Source organism: Bdellovibrio sp. HCB-162 (assembly GCF_047344985.1).
Classification (GTDB): Bacteria; Bdellovibrionota; Bdellovibrionia; order Bdellovibrionales; family Bdellovibrionaceae; genus Bdellovibrio.
In genome coordinates this window covers 2,252,220-2,271,229 of sequence record NZ_CP178861.1, presented here as the reverse complement: position 1 = coordinate 2,271,229, position 19,010 = coordinate 2,252,220, and the positions used below count along the sequence as shown (strand labels likewise).

The following is a 19,010-nucleotide window of genomic DNA, read 5'->3' as shown; positions in this document are numbered from 1 at the left end:
TGCTGTGCCACTTGCTTGCATAACATCGTGGTGACGTTGGCTAAAAAAAATTTGATTGAGCTGTTTAAGAATTTGAAAACGAAAATTTCTTCTACACAAAAAAGACTCAACGATCCCAATTGTACGGGAGCAAAAAATACAGAGTCGAAAATTGGAACGGCTTCGCTCTCATATTGGTCAGAACATTTATCAAGAGGTGTGCAGTGTGGAAGCGAGTGCTCCACGATTAGATCTATTGCGATGAATTTGCATGGGCAAGTTTTGTCTAGAATACTTTGAGGGGAGAGTCGCTTGGGGTTCGTATATTCTTAAGTGAATGCCCTTTTAAGTTTAAGCGGTCTAGCTTGTCTCATTACGAGACAAGCTAGATTACTAATGAGTTAATACGAATAGTTTTGCGTTGGATGTTAAACATCGGTTAAGAATCTTCCGATAAGGAAGACATGGAACACTTTATCCGGAACGTCCTTCTGCTAAGTGCGATTGTTTTTTTATGGGCAGTGCCTCTTCACGCTTCTCCATCCGCTTTGACATATCAAGGTCGTATCTTAAAATCCGACGGCACTCCACTTGAGTTTTCCAACGTCAGTTTTATTTTTCAAATTACAGATCCTTCCGGTCAGTGCGTTATCTATCAGGAGAATGTGACGGGCATTAACATGGCTAATTCTAAAGGCGTGTTTGACGTTCCGATCGGTAAGGGCACGATCAACTATCCTTTGGCTGGCGGCACAACCGTTCTTGATGCTTTTAATAATTCAGCGACATTCACTTGCGGCGCTTGTAGTGGATACACCTGTTCTGATGGTTCCAGCACTTACGCTCCGATTAATACAGACGGACGGTTGTTGCGCGCGCAATTCCACGATGGCAGTGGATGGAGATTGATTTCTCCAGACAACATCATTCGCTCTGTTCCTTATTCTGCCTATGCAGCTTCAGCGCAAAAACTGGGAACGAATATTGCGAGTGATTTCTTACTGAAGACGACAGTGCCCACTTGTAACGCGAACGAATTTTTATCTTGGAACGGAACGGCTCTCTCTTGCGCAGCTGTGACAGGAGCCTCCGGAGGAACAGTTACTTCCGTGACATCAGCGAATTCTTATATCTCTGTCGCCAATGGAACATCCACACCGCAACTCACTTTGAATGTGGGAACGACGGCGGGCACGGTGGCTGCAGGAAATGACTCGCGCTTTACGGACGCTCGCACGCCCACAGGCGGAGCGGGTGGAGATTTAAGCGGAAATTATCCCAATCCTTCTGTTGTCAAACTTCAGGGAGTCGCGATCTCAAATGCCGCTCCTGCAAACGGACAGTTTTTAAAATATGACGGAACTCAGTGGTTGGGCTCTGCGATTGCGATCAGTGATGTTACGAATCTAAATTCAACTTTGAATAACTATCACACTGTGGCTGCGTTCAACTCTGCCGTGGGCAGTGCAAACTGTGCCGCCTATGAAACTCCTTACTGGAATTCGGTTTCAGGTTCTTTCCAGTGTCAGCCCATCAATGTTTCAGTGGCCGGGGACGTGAGTGGAAGTATTGGAGCTGTTTCCGTTAACAAAATCAAAGGTGTTAACGTTGATACGACGGGATTGGCTGCGGGACAGATTTTAAAATACGACGGAACGAAGTGGGCTCCGGCCAACGACAACAATGCTGGCGGAACTGTCACAAGTGTCGCGACGGGCACTGGACTCACTGGTGGAACGATCACGACGACCGGAACGATTTCTCTTGCGAACACTGCAGTGACAGCAGGTTCCTACGGCTCGGGAACACAAGTTCCGAGTTTTACGGTAGATGCCCAAGGACGTTTGACGGCCGCAAGCAATGTGGCGATTCCAACGGCAAGCACTTCCGTGACAGGTCTTTTGACTTCCGCAGATTGGAATACTTTTAACGGAAAGCTTGGTACGACGACATCCTTCAGTGGAGATCTCTCTGGCACTTACAATTCAACAAGTGTCGACAAGATTAAAGGAATTTCAGTTTCAGCAACAGATCCTACATCCGCGCAGTTTTTAGTCTATGATGGAACAACCCAGTACGCTCCTGTGGCGTTAAGTGGTGACATGACGATGTCAGCAACCGGCGTTGCCACGCTTAAAAACACGGGCACTGCGGGCACATATACAAAAGTCACAACCGATGCTCAAGGTCGCGTGACTTCAGGAACAACATTATCAGCGACGGACATCCCAGCACTCGACTGGAGTAAAATCACAACGGGAAAACCTACAACTCTTAGTGGTTATGGTGTGACCGATGCCGTGCAAAATACGGGTGGAACTCCGAGTATTAAATCCGGAACGGATGCAACAAAAGGTGCGGCGGGAACTTCAGGACGTCTGTATGTTGCCACAGATACTTTTAAAATCTATCGTGACAACGGAGCTTCTTGGGATGTTGTGGGTTCTTCAAGTGGTAGTGGCGGAACGGTCACGAGTGTTGCAACTGGTACGGGATTAACGGGTGGTCCCGTCACAAGCACAGGAACGATTTCTCTTGCGAATACAGCGGTAACTGCAGGTTCCTACGGTTCAGGAACGCAAGTGCCAAGTTTTACAGTCGATGCGCAAGGACGTTTAACAGCAGCGAGCAACGTCGCAATTCCAACAGCGAACACTTCGACAACGGGTCTTTTGACTTCAACAGATTGGAATACATTTAACAATAAACTAGGAACAGCAACGGCATTCAGCGGAGACGTTTCGGGAAACTACAACTCAACAAGCGTTGATAAAATTAAAGGCAAAACGGTTTCGACAACAGCTCCAACAGCGGCGCAATTTTTAGTTTATGACGGAACAATTCAATACGCTCCTGTAGCGCTCAGTGGTGACGTAACGATGTCGGCAACCGGCGTTGCCACTCTTAAAAATACAGGCACGGCTGGTACATATACAAAAGTCACAACCGATGCTCAGGGACGTGTGACCACAGGAACAACATTATCGGCGACAGATATTCCTGCACTTGATTGGAGTAAAATCACAACTGGCAAGCCAACAACTCTGAGTGGTTACGGTATTACGGATTCAATCCTTAATGTCGGCGGAACTCCAAGTGTACAAACGGGAACCGTGGCGTCTCGCCCAGCAGCGGGAACAGCAGGTCGACTTTATATCGGTTCTGATGACAATTCGCTCTATCGAGACACAGGAGCTGCGTGGGTTAAAATCGGTGACGGAGCAGGGTCAAATGGTGTGACAAGTGTAACGGCCAGTGCGCCTTTATCTTCCAGCGGTGGCTTAACTCCAAATATCACCATTTCTCAGGCAAATACGTCGACGAATGGTTTTTTAAGTTCCACAGATTGGAATACGTTTAATGGTAAACTTGGAACGTCATCGACATTCTCTGGAGATGTCAGCGGCACATCCAGCACAACCAGCGTTGATAAAATCAAAGGTAAAAGTGTCGCTCCTGTGGCGTATGCAGCGGGGCAAACTTTGAGATACGACGGAACCAATTGGGTCAACGCCCTTTTGGGATTCGGAGATATCAGCGGAACGATTGCGACCTCTCAGCTTCCCACAATTCCGGTAAGCAAAGGTGGAACAGGTGTCACTTCCCTTACTGCCAACCGACTTCTTGCAAGTGATGGCACGGGTTCGACAGTGGCGGCATTTAACTGTTCCGTAGGACAGCTTTTAACCTTTGATGCTGCAGGTGTTATGGGTTGCACGAACTACTCTGCAACTGGATTTTTTGCTAATGGTGGAAATAGTTTTGCTGGTACAGCAACTTTAGGAACAAACGATGCTTATGATATAAACATTGAAACGAGTGGTGCAACGAGAATGACTATTGCTTCTGGGGGCAACGTCGGTATCGGGACTGCGACGCCGGCTTCACGGCTGCATATTCTTGGCTCCGGAATCTCGGGACCGACGGGAAGTATCACCATCGAACAGCCCGGGGCTGGTGAACCGTATTTATATTGGTATCGTTCCTCTTCATTAGCGGATAACAAGTACTGGCGCGCGCGAGCGACAGGTGGCTCTACTTGGCAATTAGAGACTGTCAACGATGCGTTGAGTGCTAGTACTCCCGCCATTGTTGCAACTCGTTCTGCTAACACAATCTCCTCAGTCACCTTCCCTAATGGCAATGTCGGCGTGGGCTCCAGTACACCCGGTGTCAAAATGGAAGTGGCTGGAAATTTAGGTATAGGATCGGGTATTGCTGGAAACAGCCGAACCACCTCGACCTACCTGACTATCGCCACAGCGAATACAGCAGATCGTCGCAGTGCCATTCAGTTTAAGCAAAATGCGACAAGCACATTTGAAATGGGAGTAGATGCCTCCGTCAACAACGCGCAAAACTTTTATATCCACGATAACGTCGCGAATAAAAGCCGCTTCTTTATCGATCCTAACGGAAGTATTGGTGTAGGAACGAATGCGCCTGACACGACATTGACAGTGACTCCACCGGGAGCTGGTCTGACTTCAATGCCTGGCGGATGGGGAGGCGGCATTCATACGTGGGATATTTATGCGGAGGGTACGGTTGCAGTCGGTAAGAACGGCGTGCAGGCTGCGTCCATGGCTTCGTCGGGGAATATTACTGCGACAGGATGTGTGAGTTATAACGGTGGTACAAGCGGAACTTGTGCTTCCGATATCCGTCTCAAAAAAGACATTCGCAGTTTTTCTTTAGGACTGAATGAAGTCCTTGGAGTTCGTCCGGTTTATTATAAGTACAATGGTTTAGGTGAAAACCGAGAAGACACCCACGATCGATTGGGAGTTATTGCGCAAGAATTTGAAAAGGTAGCACCGGAACTTGTAGAAACTCGCCAAGTTAAAATGCATCCAGGGGATACGGCAGAAACAGAGATTAAAGTCGTTAACTATAGTGGTTTTTCTTACATGCTGGTTAATGCGACTAAAGAAATTTATGCACTCGTTTTGTCGTTAATGGATTCTCAAAAAGAACAAAAGGCCGACCTTGCTTCTCTAGAGGCGGAAGTTCAGTCCTTGAAAGATCAGAATCAAATGATGAAATCAGAATTGTGCAAAAAAGATTCTAGCTATCAGTTCTGTCAGTAGTTTTCGCTCGTGTAAGATCTAAGAAATCGCAAATTATCACTTGAAATTTTATTTGCCGAAATTGAAAGTGCTCCTTTAAAACAAGGAGCGCTGTTCCCTGGCGCTCGGGAACATACATTTCATGTGTTCCTAAAAAAAGAGGAGCGGAAACATTGTCGGTTAGCGGGTTTTAATCAGAGTCTTCTTCAGGAATCCCAAATTACATACGATAATTCGAGTGATACTCAAACTCTTCAAGAGGTCATCGATGGAAGTAAAAGTAATTAAGATGGTTCGCAAAAGTAATTTAGCTTCGGAGCCCGCTCAAACAGAAGAATTACCACCCGAAGGTGAATTGGATCATCGAGAAGAAACCCGTGAGTTGTTAGAATCCATCATCAAAAGTATCGTTGACGTTCCGTCGAGTGTTCGCGTGACCTATGATGTGGGAGCAAGAACAACTGTCTTTAAGGTTGACTGTTGTCGTGAATCCATTGGAAGGCTGATCGGCACCAAAGGTCGTTGCATCAATGCTCTCCGAGTCGTGATTTCATCGATAATGGCAATGCATGGAATGAGAGCCATTATTGAAATTCCGTATTACGCTCCACGGGATTAGCGGTGGTGGTGCTGTCCAAAATTCCTGCCAGACGCTTCCACTTGTTATATTCAGCTTGTGACAAACTAGATACGCGATTGGAAATGATCAATCCGACAAAATGACGAAGTCCCTCAGACGAAGACATGTCAGGATTTGTTTCCCGAGCATGGCGATAAAGAACCTCATGAACAATGGCGATGCCTTTTTGATTGTTCGTTAGTAACTGCCAATGATCAAAGTCCACCCAGTATCTCTGGTCTCCCGGAAACACGGGGGGCTTTTGAATAATCAGCTGAATATATTGACAGTTGCTAGGAAGAAATCCAAATCCAATATCGGTTGTATTTAAAAAGCGGCTATCAACCAATAAAGCAGCGTCACCAATAAACGATCTTGCATAACCAGCTGCAATCTCAAATAGTTCAGGATCGAATTTTTTGATACTTTCTAAAAAGGCCACGGCACTTTCTTGTGGAGTCATGTCTCCCGGTGAGCGCGTTACGTCATAGTCATAGCGAAACCTAGCTTCGTATTCATCGTAAAATAGAATTTCGGTTACTCCAACGAGGTCGTACTTACAAATAAGAGCTCCGCCTCCATTTCCAATCTCGTCGCCAAGTCTTAAGCGTGAATGCGCAGACGTTGCTGTTAAAAGTATTAATGTTCCAAGCAGAGTAGAAACGTACTTATTCATTGTCATAAGAGTCCTGCGGTAAAACCGGAAAAAGGGCAACGTTAAGATTGTAAATTTCTGTCGTGTGACCACTCTCAAGAAGCTCACTCAATTTGGCTCTAAATTCGGCAATTAAACTTTTTGCCTTAGGCAAGTTCTCTAACGAAATGCACATCGTCATCGAAGTCATATCTCGCTTATCGACAGGAACGTTATCCATTGCTGCCTCAGCGATTTTTAAAAATTGCTTATGAGCCTGGCGAATGGCCTGCGAAGGCACTTCATTAGATGTTGTGATTCTTTGATTTGTACGAACGTAACCGTACTCCGTCAGTTTAACGAGACCCGCATTTTCTAAGTTGCGAATGTGTTCTTCAACTTCTTGAACGGAGAATTTTGTTTTTTGAGCAATCCATGAAATTTCAGGTTGAAATTCGCTGCTTTTAAAAAGCGAAAGGATAGACCAGCATCTCCAGTCAGAAACCTGTTTGAATTCCTCTTCCGTAAGTTGGCGATCGAAACCCTGACCGCGAGACATGTACTTTTGTTTTTCTAAAAGCTCCCTTACGGACTCCATTTCAAGAGAAGAGAGAGCTAAAGAAGAGGAAAGCTTTTGCAGAGTGCTTTCGCTAGGAATCGTGTTCCCTGATAAATAATCGGTCAGGCGCCCCGAAGACACTCCAAGATCCCTAGCAAATGCGCGCAAGGAGTATTGCGGATTTCGCAGCCGTCTTCGTTCATGTTGCTCTTTTAAAAAAACGGAAAATTCCATATCCCCTCAGTACCACCAAGGGCGTAAGGCATGAGGTAAACTGAGTCAAATGCTCCGACATTAGTAGGAGCGCAATTCATGGAATTAGTCGCACCAATGTAATTTATTTACAGGTAAGTGGGCCTGTTGCGCTCACCCGATTGATGGACGGAGCAACACAAAAAGACTCGTAAAGTTAGAATCGTGTAACAAATCGGAATGTTTTCTTCAAAGTTCAGTCAAAAACACCGTTATGTATTGCGAGGTGGATTTTGACTCGTTCGTTACAGTATCTAATTCTTAATAACGGGATCGTAGCGTTCTTAACAATAACGCTGGCCGCCTGTTCTCCGTCACCATCGCCAAGTTCGGAGGAACTTATTAAGACGGACGTTCCCACTTTTGATGGTTCGGAGAACTATTCAACGACAACTCCAACCACGAAATTTGTGCTAGTGGGAACCTGTGATACTAAATCGTACGGTTTGGAATACTCTTTCGATGGCTCAAGCTGGCAGCACTTAGCTGATAACTGTGCCAGTGGACGATTTACAGTTCATTTGATTGTTCGCGGTCTGTTGGATGTTTACGTTCGCGCGAAAACAAAGATGGGTCATACGGCCGCCGCCAAAGCACGTATTCGCTTCGTATTGCCAGCAACCTCGGCCTCATTTCAGGTGGTTTCCTCAGCAAACGCGATCGAGGATACATCAGGCAAAGTTCAATTCACATCAAGTATTGCGGGAACTGACGGACATTTTAGTTCTCCAACAATGAATTTACAAACGGGGATAACAGGGATTGTTTATGGCCCATAAATTTATGGTCGCACTTATTATTGTAATGGCCGAAATGGCTTTTGCTGGAAACAGCGTACCTCAGCTCATTCCGTTTCAAGGCCGTCTTACTGACACAGGTGGGGTTCCTATCAACACGCCGGTCACTGTAAAATACCGAATTTATCCTCCGACTGGATCATGTTACCTTTACGAAGACACACAAAGCGTTTCACCAAATGCTTTCGGAATTTTCTCGGTTCTTATTGGAGCCACAGGACACTCAACCGGGCCAGGTAATAACTTCGCAAATATTTTTAATAATAGTTCTCCCGGCATTTCAGATTCGTGTTCGGGAGTTTACGTGCCGGTTGCAAATGATTGGCGCCGTATTGAGGTTCTTGTAGATGGCGTGCCGTTTTCAGATATGCAAACTGTGGGCGCCGCACCTTTTTCGTTTAATACAAATATGCTAGAGGGAAAACGTGCTGCTGATTTTATAGCGAAAGATGCAACCGTGACTCAAGCCGCTTTAACCTCATTGTTAAATGGTTCTGATGCCAGCAGTTTACACAACCATGATTCTCTTTACGCGAAAATTGATGGTTCCAATTCGTACACAGGAAATATCTCAACAACAGGAAATGTCGGGGTAGGAACAAATTCCGCGACGGCCGATGTGGATATTCAAAAAAATTCTCCGCGACTTCGCTTAGGAGCTGCGACAGGAGCCGGAGGAACAAGTTCCGTTGAGTTTTACAGTGGCACAACAACACAACGAGCACGTATTGAAAGTAATGAAAACTCAAATGGTCTAAAATTTTATACGGGTTCTACAGAGGCTATGAGCATTGACGCCAATAAAAATGTCTATGTTGGTGGCTCCTTAAAAGTAACGGGAACTGTGGGAGTGGGAGCTTATACGGCAGCTCAAGATGCGACTCTTGTGGGACAGTTAACAGCGTTAGGCACAAGCGCCACAGGATCAATGTGGATTCAATCGACATCGGGACAATTGCGTTATTGGGACGGAACTGCTGCAAAAACGTTGTTGCCGCAAGGAACAGTGATCGAAACCAGTGCCGCTTTCGGTGGAGACGTTTCGGGAGCTTATACTAATTTAACAGTCAATAAAATCAGAGGCCGTGTTGTTGATGACACGGGATTAACTGCGAATAAAATTTTAAAATACGACGGAGCAAAGTGGGTCGTCGCTGATGATGGAGTTGGCTGGACGGCATCGGATGCTTCTTATTCTGCAAAAGGCATTGTGCAGTTCGATACCGATACGGCGACGTCAGGATTGAATGTCTCTGGTGGTGTTGTCAGTGTGAATACGGGAACGACGGCGAATAAAATCGTGAAATTAGATAGCGCAGCAAAACTTCCAGGCGTCGACGGAAGTCAGTTAACAAATATTTTAGCAACGGATCTTGTTTCGTTAGTAGGCACAGGTATCGTGCAAAAAAATGGGGCGGGTTCTTATTCAACAGTGTCCGTAAATAGTCCACTGACTTACACAGCGGGTGCCCTTGGTCTTGTGGATTCAGGTGTGACGGCGGGAACATATTCTAAAGTGACTGTGGATACAAAGGGTCGCGTGACTGTTGGAGCTAATATTGGATCCGCTGACGTTACGGGAGCTTTAGGTTATACGCCACTTAATAAAGCTGGCGATGTTATGACAGGCAGTATTGGTTTAGGCAACTATACCAATGCGACGGAAGCGACTCTGATTTCTGGCTACGGTGCCGGCGACAAAGGTAAAACTTGGTTTAACTCGACAACAGGTCAAGTGAAATACTGGGATGGAACTGCGGCAAAGGCCCTGGGAATTTCTGGTGCAGGTTTAACTTCCCTTGGTGGACAAACAGGTTCTACACAAACATTTAGTACTGGAACTGCGGGAACTGCTCCAGCATGGTCTTCAGGATCTGATACTCATACTTTGAATATTCCAATGGCCTCGGCGGCAGGAGCGACAGCGGGTCTTTTAAGTAACGCTGACTATGTTGCGTTTAATTCAAAACAAGTAGCAGGAAATTATATAACGGCATTGACTGGTGATGTGACGGCTGCGGGCCCAGGTTCAGCGGGAGCAACAATCGCAGCAAACGCTGTGACAACGGCAAAGATCTTGGACGGAACTATTTTAGGTGCAGACTTAAACTACGGTGGAGTGAACACCGTCACTTCAGGTTTAGTTATCAAAGACAATACCGGTAAATTCTTTAACTTCACTTGTGGAACGACGGGTGATGTAGCGACCTGGACAACGACCGGCTGGACATGTCAGGCACCAATAGCTCCTTTGCCTTCTTGTGCGACGAACGAGGTTTTAAAATGGAATGGCACGGGGTGGGTCTGCGGCACCGATAATGCGGGAACGGGAACCGTGACTGGTGTCACAGCAACGGCTCCTTTGGCGAGCTCAGGTGGAACCGCTCCCGTGATTTCAATTTCAAATGGGACAACGGCGGGACAAACTCTTCGTTGGGGTGGAGCAAGTTGGGTCGCGGCACAGCTTTCCAACTCTGATATTACAGGTCTTGGAACTCTTGCGACTAAAAACTCAGTAGACCTTGGAACTGCGGATGCAACAGGAACTTTAGCCGCAGCACGTATGCCAGCATTGACCGGTGATGTGACTTCCACGGCAGGATCAACTGCTACAACGCTGGCGAACTCAGGTGTGACGGCCGGCACTTATTCAAAAGTGACAGTGGATACGAAAGGCCGTGTGACCGTTGGCGCGACGATCAGTTCTTCGGACGTCACAACAGCATTGACGTATACACCGCTTAATAAAGCCGGTGATGTCATGACGGGAACAATTGGTTTAGGGAACTATACGAATGCGACTGAAGCTACTTTGATTGCGGGTTTCACAGCAGCTGATAAAGGTAAAACTTGGTTTAACTCAACAACGGGTCAAGTGAAATACTGGGATGGAACTACGGCAAAGGCCCTGGGAATTTCTGGAGCAGGTTTAACTTCTCTTGGTGGACAAACGGGCTCTACACAAACATTTGCCATTGGAACTACAGGAACTGCTCCAGCATGGTCTTCTGGATCTGATACTCATACTTTGAATATTCCGATGGCGGCAACGGCAGGAACAACGGCGGGTCTTTTAAGTAAAACAGATTACGATGCATTCAATTCAAAACAAGCTGCTGGCAATTACGTCACAGCATTAACGGGTGACGTAACGGCTTCAGGCCCAGGCTCTGCCGCAGCGACAATTGCTGCCAATGCAGTGACGACAGGAAAAATTTTAGATGGAACTATTTTAGGTGCAGATCTAAATTATGGCGGAGTCAACCTTGCCACATCCGGACTTGTCATCAAAGACAATACGGGCAAATTTTTTGACTTTGCCTGCGGATCTACAGGCAATGTCGCGACATGGACTGCAACGGGCTGGGCCTGTCAGGCTCCAACACCATTGTTACCTTCGCTTGCGAATGGAAAAATTTGGATTGGTGATGGAACAAATGCTGCCGTTGAACAAACGATGTCCGGTGACGCAGTAATAACTAACTTGGGTGCTGTCACTGTCAATAACGTTCGCGTCGACCGTGTATCTTCAGCGGTGGGTCAGTATCTTTCGTATAAACCTAACAACGTAGCTTGTGCGAATAACGAAGTTTTAAAATGGAACGGCACAGGTTGGACTTGCGGAACCGACAATGCTGGCACTGGTACTGTGACAGGCGTAACTGCAACGGCGCCACTAGCGAGTTCGGGCGGAGCAGCCCCCGTTATTTCAATTTCCAATGGTTCAACAACGGGCCAAACACTTCGCTGGAGTGGAGCGGCGTGGGTCGCAGCTCAGCTTTCAACTTCAGATGTAACTGGTCTGGGTTCTTTAGCGACACAAAACTCAGTAGACCTTGGAACTGCGGATGCAACAGGAACTTTAGCCGCAGCACGTATGCCGGCATTGACCGGTGATGTGACTTCCACGGCGGGATCTACGACTACAACGCTTGCGAACTCTGGTGTAACTGCGGGCACATATTCAAAAGTAACTGTCGATGCCAAAGGCCGCGTGACAACGGGAGCTAATATTGCATCTTCAGATGTAACAACAGCTTTAGGTTACACTCCGGTGAATAAATCTGGTGATGTGATGACAGGACTTTTGGGATTGAATAGCGTTGCGAGTGATCCCGCGGGTTTAACTGCGGCTGACAAAGGTAAAGTTTGGTATAACACGACATCAAATCAAATTAAGTATTGGGATGGAGCTGTGAAAGCGTTGGGTGTTTCTGGCGCAGGCTTAACATCTCTTGGTGGACAAACAGGTTCGACTCAATCGTTTGCCATTGGCACAACGGGCACAGCTCCGGGATGGTCTTCATCATCTGATATTCACACTTTGAATATTCCAATGGCTGCAACAGCGGGAACGACCGCAGGTCTTTTAAGTAAAACAGATTACGATGCATTCAATTCAAAACAAGCTGCTGGCAATTACGTCACGGCATTAACTGGCGATGTAACTGCAGCAGGTCCGGGTTCTGCCGCAGCGACAATTGCTGCTAATGCAGTGACGACAGGAAAAATTTTAGACGGAACGATTTTAGGTGCAGATTTAAATTACGGCGGAGTGAATGTTGCAACATCAAACCTCGTCATCAAAGACGATACAGGAAAGTTTTTTGATTTCGCCTGCGCAACTACGGGTCATGTCGCAACGTGGACGGCCACAGGTTGGGCCTGTCAGGCACCAGCGACGTATGTGACGGGTGTTACTGCGACGGCTCCTTTAGCAAGTTCGGGCGGAGCAGCTCCCGTGATTTCAATTTCCAATGGTTCAACAACAGGGCAAACTCTGCGTTGGGGTGGAGCAAGTTGGACTGCCGCACAACTTTCAAATTCCGATATTACAGGGCTTGGAACTCTCGCGACTAAAAATTCCGTGGCTTCTGCGGATATCACAGACGGCACAATCACCGGAGCGGACGTCAGCTCTTCCGCTGCTCTTTCCGTAGCTTCTGTGACGACAAGTGGAAATGCTTCCGTCGGTGGAACTTTGACAGTGACAACAAGTATTTCAGCGCCAAGTTATAACTACACCTCGGATCGTCGTCTTAAAAAAGACATTGTCACGATGTCAGGGCTGGACACAATTCTAAAACTAAGAGGCGTTCGTTTTAACTGGATCAAAGATGGCAAACCAGAAGTGGGGCTTATCGCTCAAGAAGTAGAGCAAGTAGAGCCAGATCTTGTGGTCACAGATGCGCGAACAGGGTTTAAGGCCGTGAAGTACGGAAACGTGGTTTCTCCATTAATTGAAGCGACTAAAGAACTTTATGGCATGTGTGTGGCCCATGAAGAAGCTACGCACGCAAACACCCGCGATGTGGCATCTTTAAAAGCCGAAATGCAAGAGCTTAAAAAACAAAATGAAGATTTGCGTAAAGAGATTCAAGAAATTCGCAACATGATTATGGAACAAAAAAAATAAGGAATTTTTCTTTATGCGCGAACTATTTTTAGTTTTATCTTTTTTTTCATTCCTGACTTACGCAGATACGGGACACATTGTTTGTGCAACAGGTGTGACGAGCTGCCCGCAGACTCCGAATTCTTTTACTCAGGACAATCCTAAAGAAATCACGGAATACTCTGTTTGTAAAAGAGTCACCAACGCCAACGGCTACGGAGTGTTTATTCCGACAGCCTCTGAGACCGAATGGACAAATTTTTATACTAATCCTCCTCCGGGTGTGACCATTGGACTTTGTCAAAGCTGCAGTCCAGGCTCCCAAACGGTCACTTCAGATACAACGACATGGACTGTTCCTGTTAATTGTACTTCCATCACGATCAAAGCTTGGGGCGGTGGCGGCGGCGCTGGTGGCACCGCTTCCACGAAGTCAGGTTCCGGCGGAGGTGGTGGTTACTCTACGAAGACGCTCACGGGTTTAACCCCTGGTGAAACCTTCACGATCACCATTGGTCAGGGAGGAACAGCGGGAGGCGCTGGCACAGGAACTGGCGGCGGCGGCGGCTATGCCGGAGGCACAGGGGGAACAACTGCGGCTGGTGGTGATGGTGTAGGTTCAGGAAATATAAGTGGCGGAACAGCACAAGGAACAGGAACCGCAGGCGGAAAAGGAAATTACGGAGGTGGCGGCGGCGGTGGTCTTGCTGGCAATCGTGGCGGTGGAGGCGGTGGTGCTACGTCTGTCATCCGAAACACAGGAAGCGTGATTCAAGTCATTGCCGGTGGTGGCGGTGGTGGTGGCGGTGGAGAGAGTAACAACAACGGTATTGGTGGTGCCGGTGGTGGAGGTTGTGGCGTCGTAGGAAGTAATGCAACAGCGGCCGGAAATAAAGGTGGCGGCGGCGGCGGGGGAACTTGCGTCGGTACGACAACCGCGGCAGGCAGTGGTGCAACGCCGGGAAACTTGGCGGAAGCAGGAACTTCGGCAGCCGGGGGAGCAGCAGCTTCAACATCTCCAGGAGTCGCAGGACAAGTGATAATTTCTTATCCTTAGTGCTACTTTAACGGAGCTTGCAATCCAAACTCATACATCAAACTTAAATAATGTCCTGTCAATTCGACAGTGTTCGGAAGTCCGATAGGATCATTGGTCGCATACTCTGCATGCTCGACGTTGTAAGTGTAACCGATAAGCCATTTGTTAAGTTCATCTGATTGATAAGTGCCAAAGAAACTGCCCTTATAGGAATAACGATTTTTTTGCGGCAGTCCATTAGGTGTTCCAAGATCTTGAGTGCCAAGATAATAAGAAGCTTGAATCTGATAACCGATACGCTCGGTAATTGAAGCAAAATACGCGGCTCGCAATTCAGGGCCCATGCTTTTTAAAAGTTTCACATCAACTTTAGAAGTAAATGGATGAGTTAAAACTTCCGGCATTTCTTTATAGGCATATCCCAACCAAAATCGGAGCCGAGCACCGTTGGCAAGAATATGGCGATATCCCAAATGAATTCCAGCGTCGTTGTAGGCATGATACTGGCCGTCAATAATAACTCCAGAAGTACCCACTTGACCAAGAACACCTAAACGCGATTTGCGATGCCAATAACCAATGGCTCCCTCTGTTTCACCCGAGTAAAGAGTCTGATTAACAATCGAATTCAAATCATAATTGGCGCCTTTTAAACTAGAGAAAGAAGAAATCTGTCGAGCCCAACCATAAAACTGAGAAGATTCTTCCGAGACACCTAAATCCAGTTTCACATAATTATTAATTGCAAACTCTGTAGCCGAGGCGGGAGCGCGATCCACCGGATTTGACTTCTCTCTTGGAGATAAAGCCTTCACAGACCATTTGTATCGCTGTCCCGCAGGAAGATTTAAAATAACCCAAGGATCTTGTGTGATTTTTGTTTCAATCAGGAAGCCGTCATCTGCAAACAATGAGAACTCATATCGATCAGCACCTTTGTCGGCCAACCATTCAAAACGCGTCTGAGATTTAAGATCGTCGGTGGACTCCACGGTGCTTTGCGGTTCAGGACTGAGGGGGCGAGGAGCCGATCTTGCAATGAAAAAACTTGATGGCGCACTCCATTCCGAAGGTGTATTGCCCTCTAAAATATAGCGACTCCGAATTTCATATTCACCGGGGGCTAGCTTTAAGGCAACGCCAGGACTAAAGGAATCATAGGTAGAAGGTTCTGAAGTTTCATTGTTTTTGTTCACACTAACAACTTCAAATTGATACTTTTCAGCTTTGTTATTCGCTGTTACCTTCACGTTAAGAACTTGTCCTCCTTCAGTCGCTTTCACAAGAGAAAATCGCTGATAAGAAACACCGTGCGTTTGTTTTAAAAGAGACAAGGCATGGGATTTATTTTGTACGGGAGTAACAGACCAGTAATACTGGGAATCGACCTGCAGAGGCTCACGCAACCAGTTTCGTTTTGTTAAAAGTATTTTTAAGTTTTCACCTTTATGGTTTTTTAAAATATATAAATAAAATTTAGCACCGTCTTTTTTAGGCCATTCGAAAGTGATGATTTCATTTTTATCTGATTTCGCTTCCACCACAGAGTTAGGTTTTGGAAAGGCACTGCGCAGAGGAGAAAAATTAACCCAAAAAGCTTTGTAAGGCCCCCAAGGCCCAGGCATTCTCTGATCGCTCAAAGATCTTGTGCGAATTTGATATTGTCCGGGATTTAATCGAAGACGAATGATTGGCTCTGCGGTCGGGGCTGTGAACTGCATCGGTTGTGCCCATATATGTTTGTACGGAACGACCTGTGCGTCGTAAAAAGCAGCGTTTTCAACAGTTCCCAATGTGACTCGCACACTTCGAGCGGGAGTGTCTTGTTTTAAACCATCTTGCATGTCGACTTGGATGTCTTTCATTTCCAAAGCAGCATCACGAGTTTGGATTTCATCTTCAAGAGTATTGATATTTTCTAAGGCGCCGTCTTGCAATAGATCAATATACGAATCATCCCTGGATTGCACCCAGAAGGGAACTGCAATCACTAGGAGGATGAACAAAGTCAAAAGGTTGGCCCAAGAACGATTCTTCATTCGTTCTCGATGGTGATTTCGTTGATCGTGGGGGCTGTGAGATTTTTCAGAGGACGAATACGAACTTCGTATCGTGGACTTACGGCACCTTCTTCATTCTTTCGGTTGATCGTCGAAAGAACAACAGAGTAGGGCGTAAATGGAAGGCTCTCGTTATAGGCTAATTCTTTGAGATAAATCGTCGTACGCGGAGTGGTGTAAGTTTTTACAACCTTCCCTACAGGATCTAAAACTTGCAGGCGATAGCGGGTGGCGTGAGGAACTGCATTCCAGGCAACGCGGACTTCACCTTCGTGATTAGAAAGAAGCGGAGTTGCTAAATTTGCGGAAAGACTTGGTGCAGGTAAAATACTATCAGTAGGATCCGTGGGGCATTCTTTGTAGACGATCTTTTCTGGTGCAGACTCTTGCTTCTGTATCGACGGCGGTGCAGGCTCGATATTGTTTAAAGGAGTAGGTCTTTCAGTGACCTTTCCAATTATAAAACCAATCAAAATACCTGCAAATGTGCTGAAGATGATTTGTTTGTTCACAAAGACAGTGTAAACGGTAACAAATTATATCGAGTAGTCGAGATTTGTCTGTCACAGCCAAAGAACTGTTGCTTCATTTCTTTTGATGCAACGGCTCTTCATGAGTGACTTAGTTTCTTTGACTTGCGATTCCGCGAGAGGGTTTTTGTGTGACATCTGTAATATACACAGATTTTGTGGGATCGCTCCAAGACGAAAAAACTCTGCGGGTGGAGGCACAGGCTACCGAGCTGAGAATAGCCGCACATAAAAGAATTTTCAAAACCATAGAACCCCCTCTGATATTCAGTGTACGTGCAATATCGGTGCACAGGGGGGGTGGCGCTTGGTAGGAATTTAAGGCCTTACCAAATGTCTAAAGTTTGGAATTTGCCTATTACCTTGACGACACATCGAGTGTTGCTTGTGTATGCAATTGAGCAACGGTTTATGGTCGTGGGGGGAGTTCCTGTTAGCGCCTATCCAACGAAAAGCTTTTATCTTTGTATATGTGAAAAATATTGGTTCGTATCAAATCCTAAAATCCATCGCCAAAGGAGGAATGGCAGAAGTGTTTCTGGCCAGATCCACAGTAAGTCATGGCCTGGGTAAAATTGTCGCCTTGAAGAAAACTCTCCCGGATTATTTAGACAGTCACGAGATGAGGCAGATGTTTCTGGATGAAATGCGAATTGCGGCGTGCCTAAATCATCAAAATATTGTGCAGACCTTCGATTTTGGAATGGTGAATTCCGAAGCCTATTTCGTGATGGAGTTCATCCACGGAGTTTCACTCCGGGAACTGATCGCTTATCTGCGTGAGAGCGAAGAATTGCTCGACCTTCCCTTGGTTTTTTATATTATTAAAGAGATCGCTGAAGGATTAGATTATGCCGTTCATGTGCAGGATCCTTCCAGTGGCAAGCCATTGAATCTTATTCATAGAGATCTCAGTCCGCATAATATTATGCTTACCTTTGATGGCGAAGTGAAAGTGATTGATTTTGGAATCGCCAAGGCGTCGGCATCCGAGCATACAACCCACGGTGTTGTAAAAGGCAAAGTCGTCTACATGAGTCCTGAGCAAATTCACGGAGAGCCTATAGATCATCGCACGGATCTTTTTTCACTGGGAATTATTTTTTGGGAGCTATTAACAAACCGTCGATTCTTTTCAGGCAGCAGTATCGAAGAAGTTCGCAAAAAGGTGATGGAGTATAAGATAGATAATCTTAACTTTGCAGAATCTAATCGCATCGATTTTTCGAAAAAGATTCTAGAAAAACTTCTTCATCATAAGCCGGAGCTTAGATATCAAGGAGCGCGAGAACTCATAAAAGATCTTAATTTTATTCTTAATCGCGTGTATCCGCAGTTTTCCTCTCAAGAGTTGAGCGATCACTTAAAGTATCGCTCTTTTGTGCGACAGTATTTAAGTTCATTCGAGGAGTTGAAGGCGTTCAGACAGGAGCCCTCTGTAAAACAGTCGTACCCAAAGTCGGTTTCTATGCTGGAAAAAACCCTTTTGACCCTAAAAAGGGTGAACCCTTTTTCATCGCCACGATTGCCGCCTCAAAAAGTCATGAGAATGGATCAACTTCGGGTCGTTAGCGAAAACGAAAGAATTCCTTTAGGAAAGATGTTCGTTGGATTGGTTTTCGTTGTTATTGGGTGCTTTGGGGGTGTCGCTTTTCGGGTTTATTTTCCAAATGTCAGCGTCCCCAGCTATAACCTGGATCTAGCTAGTTATAAGGACACACTGAGAGAGTTTAATGACGCCTTTCAGGAGCGGTTCTTCAAAAAAAAGAAAGTCGTTGTCGCGCCTGCGAGAATGGTCTCTATTACATTTTCCTCTGTTCCGAGCGGAGCAACAATGTTAGTTGATGGACAGGCTCATTCGTTAGCTGTTCCAGTTTCATTGGCTATGGAACAGAATAAAGCTTATCAAGTTGATATTTATAAAGAAACTTATATACCGCACAGTTTTAAATATGTTCCGAAGCAAGAGACGCATCATATAGTTCATCTGCAAAGTTTTCCGACTTTGAAAATCACCGAATACCGTGAAAATAAAATCAAAAAAAAGGTGAGTCACAAAAAACCGAAAAACAGATAG

The 19,010-nt window shown here is 46.1% G+C and carries 10 protein-coding genes; 6 read left to right on the top strand and 4 right to left on the bottom strand.

Translation table 11 applies throughout. From position 1 onward, the window contains the following. The first annotated feature begins 443 nt into the window (after positions 1–443). Both ACLSSO_RS11160 and ACLSSO_RS11155 read left to right on the top strand, forming a co-directional pair. Positions 444–5,069: a tail fiber domain-containing protein gene (locus tag ACLSSO_RS11160; RefSeq protein ID WP_413942832.1), complete on the top strand. Its 4,626-nt coding sequence runs from the start codon at positions 444–446 to the stop codon at positions 5,067–5,069. 247 nt (positions 5,070–5,316) lie between these two features. After that, positions 5,317–5,667 (top strand): KH domain-containing protein, encoded by a 351-nt coding sequence (locus ACLSSO_RS11155; protein WP_413942831.1) that lies wholly within the window; start codon positions 5,317–5,319, stop codon positions 5,665–5,667. Here ACLSSO_RS11155 and ACLSSO_RS11150 read toward each other — a convergent pair. Beyond that, complete coding sequence (locus tag ACLSSO_RS11150) at positions 5,633–6,343, bottom strand: hypothetical protein (protein ID WP_413942830.1); 711 nt, start codon at positions 6,341–6,343, stop codon at positions 5,633–5,635. The two genes, ACLSSO_RS11155 and ACLSSO_RS11150, sit on opposite strands and share 35 nt — an antisense overlap. Continuing rightward, complete coding sequence (locus ACLSSO_RS11145) at positions 6,336–7,094, bottom strand: DUF4423 domain-containing protein (protein ID WP_413942829.1); 759 nt, start codon at positions 7,092–7,094, stop codon at positions 6,336–6,338. The genes ACLSSO_RS11150 and ACLSSO_RS11145 overlap by 8 nt, the downstream gene beginning before the upstream one ends. 251 nt (positions 7,095–7,345) lie before the next feature. On the opposite strand from ACLSSO_RS11145, the gene ACLSSO_RS11140 reads away from it, so the two are divergent. From ACLSSO_RS11140 to ACLSSO_RS11130, 3 genes are read left to right on the top strand one after another with little or no spacing between them, the layout of a single operon-like run. Then, positions 7,346–7,891: a hypothetical protein gene (locus tag ACLSSO_RS11140; protein WP_413942828.1), complete on the top strand. Its 546-nt coding sequence runs from the start codon at positions 7,346–7,348 to the stop codon at positions 7,889–7,891. Further along, positions 7,881–13,325: a tail fiber domain-containing protein gene (locus tag ACLSSO_RS11135; protein ID WP_413942827.1), complete on the top strand. Its 5,445-nt coding sequence runs from the start codon at positions 7,881–7,883 to the stop codon at positions 13,323–13,325. Before ACLSSO_RS11140 ends, ACLSSO_RS11135 begins: the two co-directional genes overlap by 11 nt. 13 nt (positions 13,326–13,338) lie before the next feature. Then, a complete protein-coding gene (locus tag ACLSSO_RS11130; RefSeq protein ID WP_413942826.1) occupies positions 13,339–14,361 on the top strand; it encodes a hypothetical protein in 1,023 nt (340 codons plus the stop codon). Positions 14,362–14,363: 2 nt separating this feature from the next. Here ACLSSO_RS11130 and ACLSSO_RS11125 read toward each other — a convergent pair whose 3' ends face one another. Together ACLSSO_RS11125 and ACLSSO_RS11120 are read right to left on the bottom strand one after the other, a co-directional pair. Next, on the bottom strand, positions 14,364–16,382 hold the full coding sequence (locus ACLSSO_RS11125; RefSeq protein ID WP_413942825.1) for a hypothetical protein: 2,019 nt from the start codon (positions 16,380–16,382) through the stop codon (positions 14,364–14,366). After that, a complete protein-coding gene (locus ACLSSO_RS11120) occupies positions 16,379–16,915 on the bottom strand; it encodes a hypothetical protein (protein WP_413942824.1) in 537 nt (178 codons plus the stop codon). The genes ACLSSO_RS11125 and ACLSSO_RS11120 overlap by 4 nt, the downstream gene beginning before the upstream one ends. Before the next feature lie 409 nt (positions 16,916–17,324). Here ACLSSO_RS11120 and ACLSSO_RS11115 point away from each other — a divergent pair, with 409 nt between their 5' ends. Beyond that, a complete protein-coding gene (locus ACLSSO_RS11115; RefSeq protein WP_413942823.1) occupies positions 17,325–19,010 on the top strand; it encodes a serine/threonine protein kinase in 1,686 nt (561 codons plus the stop codon).

What these genes read in the sequence shown, in the direction of transcription:
- ACLSSO_RS11160 (WP_413942832.1), top strand. Translation starts at nt 444, where the DNA reads ATGGAACACTTTATCCGGAACGTCCTTCTGCTAAGTGCGATTGTTTTT.
- ACLSSO_RS11130 (WP_413942826.1), top strand. Translation starts at nt 13,339, where the DNA reads ATGCGCGAACTATTTTTAGTTTTATCTTTTTTTTCATTCCTGACTTAC.
- ACLSSO_RS11150 (WP_413942830.1), bottom strand. Translation starts at nt 6,343, where the DNA reads ATGAATAAGTACGTTTCTACTCTGCTTGGAACATTAATACTTTTAACA.
- ACLSSO_RS11155 (WP_413942831.1), top strand. Translation starts at nt 5,317, where the DNA reads ATGGAAGTAAAAGTAATTAAGATGGTTCGCAAAAGTAATTTAGCTTCG.
- ACLSSO_RS11115 (WP_413942823.1), top strand. Translation starts at nt 17,325, where the DNA reads ATGCAATTGAGCAACGGTTTATGGTCGTGGGGGGAGTTCCTGTTAGCG.
- ACLSSO_RS11125 (WP_413942825.1), bottom strand. Translation starts at nt 16,382, where the DNA reads ATGAAGAATCGTTCTTGGGCCAACCTTTTGACTTTGTTCATCCTCCTA.
- ACLSSO_RS11135 (WP_413942827.1), top strand. Translation starts at nt 7,881, where the DNA reads ATGGCCCATAAATTTATGGTCGCACTTATTATTGTAATGGCCGAAATG.
- ACLSSO_RS11145 (WP_413942829.1), bottom strand. Translation starts at nt 7,094, where the DNA reads ATGGAATTTTCCGTTTTTTTAAAAGAGCAACATGAACGAAGACGGCTG.